Genomic DNA, 12344 nt, shown 5'->3' on the forward strand with positions numbered 1-12344 from the left:
GGTGGTGGACGGTGAAGCGCCGATCGAGGTAGCGCTCGTTGACGAGGGCGGCCGCTCGACGTCGTCGCCATCGCGGCGGCCGCCCTCGTCAACGAGCGCTACCTCGATCGGCGCTTCACCGTCCACCACCTCGCCGCCGAGCTGCGGATGCCCGCCCTGCTGCTGCGGCTGCGGTTCCGCCGCTGCTACGGGCTCGGCCTCGACGAGCACCTCGCCCTCCGCCGACTCGAGCTGGCCGCCGTCCTGATGGCGAGCACCCCCGTCGCTCTCGGCGGCCTCGACCGCATCGCCCGGGGCTCCGGCTACCGGGGCACCGCCGAGCTGGACCGCGACCACCGGAGGCACCGCCGGTCCTCCGCGCTGGCCGCCTGGTTCCGGGCCGCCCCGCGTCCCGAGCGCGAGCACCGGCCCGGCACCCGGCCCGAGGAGGAGCTGCTCGCCGCAGCGCCGGGTGCCGCGACGCCGGACCGCCCCAGCAGCGTCCGCTCGGCACCGGTCACCCCGCTGAGGCGCCGCGCCTGAGCCCGGCCGCGGAGCGGTACAGTGCCACGATGCGCACCTCCGGAACCCGCCGATGACGGCCGTCCGCTACGTCGCGATCGGCGATTCCTTCACCGAGGGCGTCGGCGACGAGCGGCCGGACGGCACCCCGCGCGGCTGGGCCGATCTGACGGCCGCGGGATGGGCGGCGGCCACGGGCGAGCGGATCGAGTACGCCAATCTCGCGATCCGGGGCCGCCTCATCGCGCCGATCCTCGCCGAGCAGCTCGAGCCCGCGCTCGCCCTGGGTCCGACCCACCTCTCCTTCAACGGCGGCGGCAACGACATGCTGCGCCCGCGGGCCGACATCGAGCGGATCGCCGACGCCTACCTCCGCGTTCTCGAGCGCTGCGACGAGCAGGGCGTCGTGCTGATCGCCCTGGCCGGCGCCGATCCGTCGCCGCGGCTCCCGCTCGGCTCGCTCATCCGCCGCCGCGGGGACGCGCTGACCGACGCCGTCCTGCGTCGGACGAGCCACCGGACCGACGTGGTCGTCGCCGACAACTGGCACGACCCCGCTTTCGCCGATCCGGAGCTGTGGTCGGAGGACCGCCTGCACCTCGGCCCGCGGGGGCACCGGCGGGTGGCCGACCGGGTCCTGCGGGCGCTCGGGCTCACGCCGCCCGCCGCGCTGCCCGACGCTCCCGAGGCCGCAATCCGGCGCGGCGGAACCGTGCAGTACTACCGGCAGCACGTCGCGCCGTGGGTGCAGCGCAGGCTCACCGGCACGTCCTCCGGGGACGGCCGCGCCGCGAAGTACGCGGGCTTCGTGCCGATCGACCCGGTCTGACGCCTCCTCCGAGGAGCACGGCCCTCGTTCGACGGGCAGGGATCTCCCCTGCGGCGCTCAGCGGCGACCTCTCGTGGCCGCTCGACGACGTCGAGCGCTCAGTGCCAGCCGTACCGCGCCGAGAGCACCCGGGCGACGGCGTCGTACCGAGCACGCTCCAGAGCTGCTCCTTCGCGACGCATCCCGGCGGGGTGCACGCGGAACACGCGCTCCGGGTCGACCCAGCTGGGGCGCCCGTCCGGGTCCCAGCCGCCGGTCCCGACGGCCAGGTAGTCGGAGTGCTCCTTCGAGCTCAGCCGCACGGCGAGCACCGTCCCCGACTTCTCGACCGCGAGCACGAGCACCGGGCGGTCCTTGCCGCGGCCGTCGTCCTCCTCGTACGGCACCCAGGTCCAGACGACCTCGCCCGGGTCCGGGTCGCCGTCGGGCGTGGGCGCGTAGCCCAGGCGGACCCCGCGGAGCCGCGACGGGTCGACCTCGACGGTGCGGCCCACTCCGCTCGCGCCCGGGGTCGGCGCCGTCGTGCTCAGGTACGGGCGCTGCGGGCGGGGCCCGGCGTCCGGCCGCGGGGCGACCGCGCGGCCGAGGAGTCGGAGGAGCAGGGACACGACCGAGCGCGAGGAGGGCACCCCGGAACCCTAGCCCGGATTCTCAGCCGCCCGCCCGCGGGGGCGCGCCCGGCGGTCGCCCGGCCCGGACGCGCCGACGGGGTGCCGGCTCCGGAGAGCCGGCACCCCGTCGGGTGCTGCGGATTAGGGGGTCAGTCCGCCAGGACGTAGCCCGCCTCTCCGTGGATGGCCGTGTCGATGCCGGCGATCTCGTCCTCGTTCTTCACGCGGAAGCCCATCGTCTTCTGGATGATCCAGCCGATGAGGAGCGTCATGACGAAGGAGTAGGCGAGGACGGTGAAGGCCGCGAGGGCCTGCTTGCCGAGCTGGCTCGCGTCGCCGGTGAGGAACAGGCCCACGCCGGTGCCGAAGAAGCCGATGTAGAGCGTTCCGATGAGGCCGCCGACCAGGTGCACGCCGACCACGTCGAGCGAGTCGTCGTAGCCGAGGCGGTACTTGAGGTCGATCGCCAGGGCGCAGACGGCTCCGGTGATGACGCCCAGGACGATCGCCCAGAACGGCGACAGGCTGGCGCACGCCGGGGTGATCGCGACGAGGCCCGCGACCGCGCCCGAGGCGGCGCCGATCGAGGTGGGCTTGCCGTCCTTGATCTTCTCGACGACGAGCCAGCCGAGGATCGCGGCGGCCGGAGCGGCGATGGTGTTGAGGAAGGCGACGGCCGCGATGCCGTCGGCGGCGAGCTCGGAGCCGGCGTTGAAGCCGAACCAGCCGAACCACAGCAGTCCGGCGCCCAGGAGCACGAACGGCGGGTTGTGCGGCTGGTGCGCGCCCTTGGTGAAGTTGACGCGCTTGCCGAGCACGAGGGCGAGGGCGAGGGCCGCCGCTCCGGCGTTGATGTGGACGGCGGTGCCGCCCGCGAAGTCGATCGCGCCGACGCCGTAGGCGATCCAGCCGCCGTCGACGACGGTGGCGTCGTCGCCGAGGGTGAAGTTGAAGACCCACGAGGCGACCGGGAAGTAGACGACGGTGGCCCAGACGCCGGCGAAGACCATCCAGGCGCCGAACTTCGCGCGGTCCGCGATGGCGCCGGAGATGAGCGCGACGGTGATGATCGCGAACGTCGCCTGGAACGCGGCGAAGGCCAGCGTCGGGTAGGCCGACGTCTGCTCGCCGAGCGCGTCGTTGTAGATGCCCTGCAGGCCGATCTGGGCGGTGTCGATGCCGAGGACGCCGTCGATGCCGACGAAGGTGTCGGTCCCCGCGGGGCCGGACGGGCCGTTGCCGAACGCGATCGCGTAGCCGTACAGGACCCAGAGGACCCCGATGAGGCCCATGGCTCCGAAGCTGAGCATCATCATGCTGATGACGCTCTTCGCACGCACCAGGCCGCCGTAGAAGAAGGCGAGCCCGGGGGTCATGAGCAGGACCAGCGCGGCTGCGATGAGCAGGAACGCGGTATTGCCTTGATCCATTGTTGAACCTCTCGTGAGTGTGCAGAGAAAAGCCCGGAGCGAGGACGCTGCGTCGGAGCACGGCCTGGAGACACGCGGGTGTCGGGTCACCTCGGGTAGCCGACAGTCTGGTGGCGCGAGGTTTCGTCCCGTGAGGCACCGCGTTTCGCGGAGGTTACGGCCGAGGCCCCTGTGTAAAAAGCGCGTTACGGCGCGCTGGCGGACGGCACGACGACGACCCCGGGAACGCCGGGAGGAGAGCGGATCCGCCCCTAGGAGCGGGGCGCCATCGAGGTGAGCGCGATGAGCCGCGACATCGAGCGCAGGTACTTCTTGCGGTAGCCGCCGCTCAGCATGTCGCCGCCGAAGACCTCGTCGAGGGGCGTCCCGGAGGCGAGGACCGGGATCTGCGCGTCGTAGACCCGGTCGATGAAGGCCACGAGGCGCAGGGCGTCGGTCTGGTCGGTCAGAGCGGTGACGCCCCGGAGCACGATGGTGTCGACGCCGTCGATCACCTTGATGTAGCGGGAGGGGTGCACGGTGCCCAGGTGGTGCACGGCGTCCGCGAACGGGTCGTCGGTGACGACGGAGCCGGCGGGGGCGGCGGCGACGAGAGCGTCGATCTCCTCGTCGGTGCGCACCACGGCGTGGCCCTCGATGTCGCGGCGCCGGTAGTCGGTGCCGTCGATCCGCATCGTCTCGAAGTGGGCGGCCATCGACTGGATCTCGCGGAGGAAGTCCGCTGCGGCGAAGCGCCCCTCGCCCAGCGCGTTGGGCGGGGTGTTCGAGGTCGCGGCGATGCGGGTCCCGGAGGCGACGAGCTCGCCGAGGAGCCGCGTCATCAGCATCGTGTCGCCCGGGTCGTCCAGTTCGAACTCGTCGATGCACAGGAGCGCCGAGCCCTTGAGGAGAGAGACGGTCGCCGCGTAGCCGAGCGCGCCGACGAGCGCGGTGTACTCGATGAACGTCCCGAAGTAGGTGCGGCCCGGCACCGCGTGCCAGATCGCCGCGAGCAGGTGGGTCTTGCCGACGCCGAAGCCGCCGTCGAGGTACACGCCCGGCTTGACCGCGGGGGCCTTCTTCCGGCCGAAGCCCAGGAAGCCGCCTCCGCCTCCCTTGGATCCGCCGCCGGCGGCGAACGCGCGGAGAGCCTCCACCGCGTCGGCCTGCGAGGGGTACTCCGGGTCGGGACGGTAGCTCTCGAAGGTGGCGCCCTCGAACTGGCGCGGGGGCACCAGCGTCGACGCGATCTCGTGCCCGCTGATCTGGGGCGAGCGGGCGGTCAGGCTGCTCGTCGATCGGACGTCGTCGGGGCTCACTCGCGTCTCGCATCCTGCGCACGGCGGGGTCCGTGCGCTCAGTGGCGGCGGCCGCACCGGGCACGGAGCCGCCGCGGTTCTGTGTCGAACTCTTACGGCGCCCTCCGTGCGGCGTCGTCCGCGGACGCGTACTGTCGCTGAAGGGCGGGCTCCAGCGTAGCCCGCCGTGGAATCACGCCCGCGCTCCGCGCACCATCCTGGAGGTCCTCCTTGTCCGTCGAAACCGATCCGTCGCCGAAGTTCGCCTCCTACGCGCACCCCGAACGGCTCGTCAGCGCCGACTGGCTCGAGCAGCACCTCGGCACTCCCGGTCTCGTCGTCGTCGAGTCCGACGAGGACGTCCTGCTCTACGAGACCGGCCACATCCCCGGCTCCGTCAAGATCGACTGGCACACCGACCTCAACGACCCGGTGCAGCGCGACTACATCGACGGCGCCGCGTTCGCCGCGCTCGTCGGCGGCAAGGGCATCGCCCGCGACACCACCGTCGTCGTCTACGGCGACAAGAACAACTGGTGGGCCGCCTACGCGCTCTGGGTCTTCACCCTCTTCGGTCACGAGGACGTCCGTCTGCTCGACGGCGGCCGCGACAAGTGGCTCGCGGAGGGCCGCCCGACGACCACCGACGCCTCCTCCCCGGAGCCCGCCGAGTACCCCGTCGTCGAACGCAGCGACGCCGAGATCCGCGCCTTCAAGGACGACGTCCTCGCGCACTTCGGCAACCCGCTGATCGACGTCCGCTCCCCGGAGGAGTTCACCGGGCAGCGCACCACGGCGCCGGCCTACCCGGAGGAGGGCGCCCTGCGCGCCGGTCACATCCCGAGCGCGCAGAACGTGCCCTGGGGCAGGGCCGCCGCCGAGGACGGCACCTTCCGCCCCCTCGACGAGCTGAACGGCATCTACCGCGAGGGCGCGGGGCTGAAGGACGGCGACTCCGTCATCGCCTACTGCCGGATCGGCGAGCGCTCCGCCCACACCTGGTTCGTGCTGACCCACCTCCTCGGCTTCGAGGGCGTCCGCAACTACGACGGCTCCTGGACCGAGTGGGGCAGCGCCGTCCGCGTCCCGATCGTGCAGGGCGCCGAGCCCGGCGAGGCCCCCGCGGCCCGCTGACGCGTCACGACGGAGGCCGGGAGCGCCGATCCGCCCGTCGACGGGCCGGATCCGGGCTCCCGGCCTCCGCTGCGACCGCCCGCCCCTCCCCCAATGAGACACTGGACCGGATGACCGACACCACGCTCCCCGACGCTCTGCGCGACATCCGCGAGGAGTTCCTCGCCCTCGAGAAGCCGGAGCGCCTGCAGCTCCTGCTCGAGTTCTCGAACGAGCTCCCCGACCTGCCCGAGCGCTACCGCGACCACCCGGACCTCTTCGAGCGCGTGGAGGAGTGCCAGGCGCCCGTCTTCATCGTCGTCGATGTGGAGGGCGGGATCGTGCACCTGCACGCCACTGCTCCCCGCGAGGCGCCCACGACGCGCGGCTTCGCGTCGATCCTGGCGCAGGGCCTGGCCGGGCTCACCCCCGAGCAGGTGCTCGCCGTTCCCGACGACTTCCCGCAGACCATCGGCCTCTCGGAGGCGGTCTCGCCGCTGCGCCTGCGCGGCATGACCGCGCTGCTCGGCCGTACCAAGCGGCAGGTCCGCGCGCACCTGGCCGCATGATCCTCCGGCCGCTCGTCCCCGCCGGTCCGCCGATCGTGATCGGCGAGGAGGGCGCGCGAGCGGCGGTCGCGGACGCCTGGCGTCCCGACGAGGCGGTGCGCGTGCGCCTGAACATGATCGCGAGCGTCACCGGCTCCAGCACCGGCTCCGACGGCACGAGCGAGACGCTCACCAACCGCGTCGACCGCACGATCCTCGGAGTCGTCCGCGAGCAGGCCGACGTCGTCCTCGTCGGAGCCGCGAGCGTCCGCGCCGAGGGCTACCGCGTCCCCCGGCGGGTCCCGCTCGCCGTCGTCTCCGCCTCGGGCGATCTCGCCGGGCACCGCCTGGAGCTGCAGGAGGGCTCCCGGGTCCTGCTGCTGGTGCCGGAGTCGCGCGGCGCGGTGGAGGGGCTCCCCGCCGGCGTCGAGGTCGTCCCGGTCCCGTCCTCCTCGGAGCGGATCGGCGTCGACGAGCTCCTGGAGGCTCTCGCCGGGCTCGGCCTGCACCGCGTCGTCTGCGAGGGCGGCGCCTCGCTCTCGGGCCAGTTCCTCGCCTCGGGCCGGGTCGACGAGCTGTGCCTCACCACCTCGCCGCGCGTGGTCCTCCCGGGCCTCCCGGTCGCGACGGGCACGGCCGTCGTCGACGACGCCTACGCCCTGACGCTCCTGGCCGCGGACGATTCCGGGGCCGTCTACGCCCGCTGGAGCCGCACGCGCTGAGAGCCGCCCACCCGGCGTGCCTCCGCGTCCCGGGCGCGTCGGAACCCTAGTCTGCGACCGTGCCCGAATTCCCAGCGTCGTCCCAGCTCCCCGAGGAGTTCCGGGTCGCGACGGAGTCGATCCGCGCCGCTGCCACGCGCGCCGAGCTCACCGTGTCCGAGATCGCCTCGCCGTCGGGTCTCGCGCCCTGGGCCCTCGCCCTGTCGGGCGACGTCGCGCCGCACGCGCACGGACGCGACTCCGAGCTGGGCACGGGGCGCTTCATCCTGCTCTACGACCCCGAGGAGCCCGAGCAGTGGGGCGGCCCCTTCCGTGTCGTCTGCTTCGCCCAGGCCCCGCTCGAGGTCGAGATCGGCACCGATCCGTTCCTCGCCGAGGTCGCCTGGTCCTGGCTCATCGACGCCCTCGGGGCGCGGGGCGCCTCCTATTCCGCCGCGTCCGGCACGGCCACCAAGGTGCTCTCCACCGGTTTCGGCGAGCTGGCCGCTCAGGGGGACGGTGCGCAGATCGAGATCCGCGCCTCCTGGAGCCCGGATGATGCGCAGCTCGCCGCTCACGTGGAAGGGTGGGGGGAGCTGTTGTGCATGCTCGCGGGTCTCCCGCCCGTATCGAGCGACGGTGTGACCCCGCTCGCCTTCCGACGGAACAACCGTGACTGATTACCGTGTCCTCTCCACGCCCGACGAGTTCCTCGCCGCGGTCGACGCCCTCGCCGCCGGCGAGGGCCCCGTCGCCGTCGACGCCGAGCGCGCCTCCGGCTTCACCTACTCGCAGCGCGCGTACCTGATCCAGGTCTACCGGCGCGGCGCCGGCGCGTTCCTCTTCGATCCCCCCGCCATCGGCCGGATGGACGCCCTGCAGGCGGTCATCGGCCAGGAGGAGTGGGTCCTCCACGCCGCCAGCCAGGATCTCGCCTGCCTGCGCGAGGTGGGCCTGGACCCGGTGCGGATCTTCGACACCGAGCTCGCCGCCCGGCTCCTCGGACTGCCCAAGGTGGGCCTCGGCGCCGTCGTCGAGGACCTCCTCGGCATCCACCTGGCCAAGGAGCACTCGGCCGCCGACTGGTCGACCCGCCCCCTCCCCCAGAGCTGGCTCGTCTACGCCGCGAAGGACGTGGAGCTCCTCGTGGACCTCCGCGACCGCATGGAGGAGATGCTCATCGCCGCGCGGAAGACGCGCATCGCCCGCGAGGAGTTCGAGGCGACGCTCGCGCGCGCCCCGAAGGCGGTCCCGCCGGATCCGTGGCGCCGCCTCTCCGGCATGCACTCGCTCCGCGGCCCGCGCCCCCTCGCCGTGGCGCGCGAGCTCTGGCTGGCCCGGGACGCGTTCGCCCGCGAGCGCGACATCGCTCCCGGCCGCCTGATCCCCGACTCCTCGATCATCGCGGTCGCCCGCAACATCCCGACCAGCATCGGCCAGCTCTCGGGCCGCCGCGATTTCACCGGCCGCGCCAGCCGCGGCGAGGTCGAGCGCTGGTGGGCCGCGATCGAGCGCGGGACGACGACCGAGGACCTGCCGAGCCCGACCCGCCCTGCCGCCGACACGCTTCCCCCTCCGCGCGCGTGGGGCGATCGCAACCCGGCCGCCGACGCCCGTCTGAAGGCGGGACGCGCCGTGGTCACCGAGATCGCGGAGCTGCTCTCGCTCCCGGTCGAGAACCTGCTCACGCCGGAGCTGCTGCGCCGGGTGGCCTGGAACCCGCCCGAGCCGCTGACCGCGGAGTCGGTCGCCGCGGAGCTCACCCGCGCCGGCGCCCGCGCCTGGCAGGTCGAGGCCACATCGGGCTCGATCGCCACCGCGTTTGTCGAAGCGGCCCAAGCGCCGGCCGAGGGCACCGAAACCCCTTCGTAGGAAGCGGCAAAGGATTCCGGCTGCGCGGTGCCGGTTCCTACGATCGACGGCGACCGTGAGTTCCTGGGAGGCATTGTGGCCGAGAGATCCGAAGTCGTGTTCGTCGACGGAGTCCGTACTCCGTTCGGGCGTGCCGGCGAGAAGGGCATGTACTGGCAGACCCGAGCCGACGACCTCGTCGTCAAGGCGATGATCGGTCTGCTGGAGCGCAACGGCGCGCTGCCGAAGGAGCGGGTGGACGAGGTGGCGATCGCCGCCACCACCCAGCAGGGCGACCAGGGCCTGACCCTCGGCCGCACGGCAGCGCTGCTCGCAGGGCTGCCGAAGTCGGTGCCCGGCTTCGCCATCGACCGCATGTGCGCCGGAGCGATGACCTCGGTCACCGCGACCGCGGGCGGCATCGCGTTCGGCGCCTACGACGTGGTCCTCGCCGGCGGCGTGGAGCACATGGGCCGGCACCCGATGGGCTTCGGCGCCGACCCCAACCCGCGCTTCCTCTCCGAGCGCCTCGTCGGCGAGGACGCGCTCAACATGGGCCGCACGGCGGAGCGGATCCACGACCGCTTCCCGCACCTGACGAAGGAGCGCGCCGACCACTACGCCCTGCGGAGCCAGCAGAAGCTCGCCGCCGCGTACGCCGCCGGCAGCATCCAGCCGGACCTCGTCCCCGTCGCCACGCGCAGCGCCGCGGGCTGGGGCCTCGCGACCGCCGATGAGGCACCGCGCCCCGAGACGACCCTCGAGGGCCTCGCGGGCCTGCGGACCCCGTTCCGCCCCCATGGCCGGGTGACCGCGGGCAACTCCTCCGGGCTCAACGACGGAGCGACGGTGTCACTCCTGGCCAGCGCCGACGCCGCGCAGGAGCTGGGCCTGTCCGCGAAGATGCGGATGGTGAGCTTCGCGTACGCCGGCGTCGAGCCCGAGATCATGGGCATCGGCCCGGTCCCCTCGACCGAGAAGGCGCTCCGCAAGGCGGGCCTGGGCATCGAGGACATCGGGCTCTTCGAGCTCAACGAGGCGTTCGCCGTGCAGGTGCTCTCCTTCCTCGACCATTTCGGCCTCGACGACGACGACCCGCGCGTCAACGAGTACGGCGGAGCGATCGCGATCGGCCACCCGCTCGCCTCCTCCGGGGTCCGGCTGATGATCCAGCTGGCCCGGCAGTTCGAGTCGCACCCCGAGGTCCGCTACGGCGTGACGGCCCTCTGCGTCGGCCTCGGCCAGGGCGGCACGGTGATCTGGGAGAACCCGCACTACGACGGCAAGCGCGGACGACGGAAGGGACGCTGACCCATGCTCGACGGATTCGAGAACCTCGTGGACCTCGCCGAGGGCGAGGTCGTCACCCACTCCTACGTCCGCGACGTGCCGCTGCCCAGCGGCCGCACGCTCGCCCTGATCACGCTCGACAACGACCGCGACCACACCCGCCCCAACACCTTCGGGCCGGCGTCGCTCTTCGAGCTGGCGGACGTCCTCCTGGCGCAGAAGGAGCGCGCCTCGCGCGGCGAGATCCAGGCGGTCGGCATCACCGGCAAGCCGTTCATCCTCGCCGCGGGAGCCGACCTCAGCAAGGTCGGGGCCATCCCGAGCCGTGAGCTCGGCCGCCAGCTGGCGCGCCTGGGTCACCGCACGCTGGGGATGCTGGCCGAGCTGGGCGTGCCGTCCTTCGCCTTCATCAACGGCCTCGCCCTGGGCGGCGGCACCGAGATCGGCCTGAACGCCGACTACCGCACCGTCGACTCCTCCATCCCCGCGCTCGGGCTCCCCGAGGTCTTCCTCGGCATCATCCCCGGCTGGGGCGGCGCGTGGCTCCTGCCGAACCTGATCGGCATCGAGAACGCCCTCAAGGTCGTCGTCGAGAACCCGCTGAAGAACAACCGCACGCTCAAGGGCCAGGAGGTGTTCGACCTCGGCATCGCGGACGCGATCTTCCCGCCCGCCGCCTTCCTCGAGGACTCGCTCCGCTGGGCCGACGGCGTGATCGGCGGCTCCGTGAAGGTGGAGCGGCCGAACGCGCCCGGCAAGCTGGAGCGGCTGGTCAAGTGGGACGTCGCGATCTCGATCGCGCGCAAGCAGCTGGAGTCGCGGATCGGCACGGTCGCGGCGTCTCCGTACCGCGCGCTGGAGCTGCTCAAGGCCGCGAAGAACACCACGCGCGAGGAGGGCTTCGCCGCCGAGGACGAGGCGCTGGCCGACCTGATATCGGGCGACCAGTTCCGTGCGAGCATCTACGCGTTCGATCTGGTGCAGAAGCGCGCCAAGCGTCCCGCGGGAGCGCCCGACAGGGCGCTGGCCAAGCCCGTCACCAAGGTCGGGGTCGTCGGCGCGGGCCTCATGGCCTCGCAGTTCGCGCTGCTCTTCCTCCGCCGCCTCCAGGTGCCGGTGGTCATCACCGACCTCGACCAGGAGCGGGTCGACAAGGGCGTCGCGGGCATCCGCGCCGAGATCGACGCGCTGCTGGCGAAGGGACGCGTCTCCCCCGACGACGCGAACCGCCTCCGCGCGCTGATCACCGGCACGACCGACCGCTCCGACTTCGCCGACGCCGACTGGGTGATCGAGGCGGTCTTCGAGGAGCTGTCGGTGAAGCAGGAGGTGTTCGCCGACATCGAGCGCTACGTCTCGCCCACGGCGGTGCTCGCGACCAACACCTCGTCCCTCTCCGTCGAGCGCATCGGCGAGCGGCTGGAGCACCCGGAGCGCCTCGTCGGCTTCCACTTCTTCAACCCGGTCGCGGTCATGCCGCTGATCGAGGTGGTCCGGACACCGCACACCGACGACGAGACCCTCTCGACGGCGATGGTCACCGCCGCGAAGCTCAAGAAGAACGCCGTCATCACACGCGACACCCCGGGCTTCGTGGTGAACCGCGTGCTGGCGAAGGTCCTGGGCGAGGCGATGCACGCGGTCGACACGGGCAGTCCCTTCGAGGTCGTCGAGCAGTCGCTGGCTCCGTTCGGCCTGCCGATGACCCCGTTCGAGCTGCTCGAGCTGGTGGGCCTCAAGGTCGGCGCGCACGTGCTCGACACCCATCACGCCGCGTTCCCCGACCGCTTCTTCGACAGCCCCAACCTGCACCGCCTCGCCGAGCTCGGCCACGTCTTCGAGCGCGACGCGAAGGGGCGGGTGAAGGGCGTCGACAAGCGCGCTGTCGCGATCGTCTCCGGCGGCACGGAGCCGATGACGGCCGAGCAGCTGCGGCTGCGCGTCGAGACGGGTCTCGCGGACGAGGTCAAGCGGATGCTGGACGACGACGTCGTGCACGCCGCGGAGGACATCGACCTCTGCCTGATCCTGGGCGCGGGCTACCCGTTCCAGATGGGCGGGCTCACGCCCTACCTCGACCGGGTCGGCGCGAGCGAGCGGGCGTTCGGGGACACGTTCCACCACCCCGCGATCCGCGGCGTCGACTGACGCGGAGTGCCGTGACGCGGAAGGGGCGCCGGATCGGATCCGGCG

At 72.8% G+C, this 12344-nt stretch carries 12 protein-coding genes; 9 read left to right on the forward strand and 3 right to left on the reverse strand.

The features are described from left to right. The first annotated feature begins 147 nt into the window (after positions 1 to 147). On the forward strand, positions 148 to 522 hold the full coding sequence (locus tag C5C57_RS15035) for a hypothetical protein (RefSeq protein WP_104297807.1): 375 nt from the start codon (positions 148 to 150) through the stop codon (positions 520 to 522). Positions 523 to 574: 52 nt separating this feature from the next. Continuing rightward, complete coding sequence (locus C5C57_RS15040) at positions 575 to 1330, forward strand: SGNH/GDSL hydrolase family protein (protein WP_104297808.1); 756 nt, start codon at positions 575 to 577, stop codon at positions 1328 to 1330. A 98-nt stretch (positions 1331 to 1428) separates the two neighbouring features. On the opposite strand, the gene C5C57_RS15045 is transcribed toward C5C57_RS15040, so the two are convergent. From C5C57_RS15045 to zapE, 3 genes are all read right to left on the reverse strand, one after another. Beyond that, positions 1429 to 1959 carry a type II toxin-antitoxin system PemK/MazF family toxin gene (locus tag C5C57_RS15045; RefSeq protein ID WP_167299028.1) on the reverse strand — a complete coding sequence of 177 codons (531 nt, stop codon included), beginning with the start codon at positions 1957 to 1959 and terminating at the stop codon, positions 1429 to 1431. Positions 1960 to 2090: 131 nt separating this feature from the next. Further along, positions 2091 to 3371 (reverse strand): ammonium transporter, encoded by a 1281-nt coding sequence (locus C5C57_RS15050; protein ID WP_104222080.1) that lies wholly within the window; start codon positions 3369 to 3371, stop codon positions 2091 to 2093. Positions 3372 to 3622: 251 nt separating this feature from the next. After that, positions 3623 to 4669 (reverse strand): cell division protein ZapE, encoded by a 1047-nt coding sequence (zapE, locus tag C5C57_RS15055; RefSeq protein WP_104222082.1) that lies wholly within the window; start codon positions 4667 to 4669, stop codon positions 3623 to 3625. 210 nt (positions 4670 to 4879) lie between these two features. On the opposite strand from zapE, the gene C5C57_RS15060 reads away from it, so the two are divergent. The 7 genes from C5C57_RS15060 to C5C57_RS15090 all read left to right on the forward strand — a co-directional run bounded on the left by C5C57_RS15060 (position 4880) and on the right by C5C57_RS15090 (position 12299). Continuing rightward, entirely contained in the window at positions 4880 to 5782 is a 903-nt protein-coding gene (locus C5C57_RS15060) for a sulfurtransferase (RefSeq protein WP_104297809.1), read from the forward strand. 110 nt (positions 5783 to 5892) lie between these two features. Continuing rightward, positions 5893 to 6330: a SufE family protein gene (locus C5C57_RS15065; RefSeq protein WP_104222086.1), complete on the forward strand. Its 438-nt coding sequence runs from the start codon at positions 5893 to 5895 to the stop codon at positions 6328 to 6330. Next, the gene (locus tag C5C57_RS15070) at positions 6327 to 7031 is read left to right on the forward strand and encodes a dihydrofolate reductase family protein (RefSeq protein WP_104222088.1); all 705 of its coding nucleotides are present in this window, start codon (positions 6327 to 6329) and stop codon (positions 7029 to 7031) included. Before C5C57_RS15065 ends, C5C57_RS15070 begins: the two co-directional genes overlap by 4 nt. A gap of 59 nt (positions 7032 to 7090) precedes the next feature. Next, complete coding sequence (locus C5C57_RS15075; RefSeq protein WP_104222090.1) at positions 7091 to 7690, forward strand: DUF3000 domain-containing protein; 600 nt, start codon at positions 7091 to 7093, stop codon at positions 7688 to 7690. Then, entirely contained in the window at positions 7683 to 8882 is a 1200-nt protein-coding gene (locus C5C57_RS15080; protein ID WP_104222092.1) for a ribonuclease D, read from the forward strand. The genes C5C57_RS15075 and C5C57_RS15080 overlap by 8 nt, the downstream gene beginning before the upstream one ends. Positions 8883 to 8957: 75 nt before the next feature. Next, on the forward strand, positions 8958 to 10172 hold the full coding sequence (locus C5C57_RS15085) for a thiolase family protein (protein ID WP_104250321.1): 1215 nt from the start codon (positions 8958 to 8960) through the stop codon (positions 10170 to 10172). 3 nt (positions 10173 to 10175) lie between these two features. Continuing rightward, a complete protein-coding gene (locus tag C5C57_RS15090; RefSeq protein ID WP_104297810.1) occupies positions 10176 to 12299 on the forward strand; it encodes a 3-hydroxyacyl-CoA dehydrogenase NAD-binding domain-containing protein in 2124 nt (707 codons plus the stop codon). Positions 12300 to 12344 lie beyond the last annotated feature (45 nt).

This window comes from Rathayibacter sp. AY1C5, assembly GCF_002931705.1.
Classification (GTDB): domain Bacteria; phylum Actinomycetota; class Actinomycetes; order Actinomycetales; family Microbacteriaceae; genus Rathayibacter.

Bases quoted from the DNA above. Each gene is read 5' to 3' on its own strand.
- C5C57_RS15035 (WP_104297807.1), top strand. From the start codon at position 148: ATGCCCGCCCTGCTGCTGCGGCTGCGGTTCCGCCGCTGCTACGGGCTC.
- C5C57_RS15040 (WP_104297808.1), top strand. From the start codon at position 575: ATGACGGCCGTCCGCTACGTCGCGATCGGCGATTCCTTCACCGAGGGC.
- C5C57_RS15050 (WP_104222080.1), bottom strand. From the start codon at position 3,371: ATGGATCAAGGCAATACCGCGTTCCTGCTCATCGCAGCCGCGCTGGTC.
- C5C57_RS15065 (WP_104222086.1), top strand. From the start codon at position 5,893: ATGACCGACACCACGCTCCCCGACGCTCTGCGCGACATCCGCGAGGAG.
- C5C57_RS15070 (WP_104222088.1), top strand. From the start codon at position 6,327: ATGATCCTCCGGCCGCTCGTCCCCGCCGGTCCGCCGATCGTGATCGGC.
- C5C57_RS15090 (WP_104297810.1), top strand. From the start codon at position 10,176: ATGCTCGACGGATTCGAGAACCTCGTGGACCTCGCCGAGGGCGAGGTC.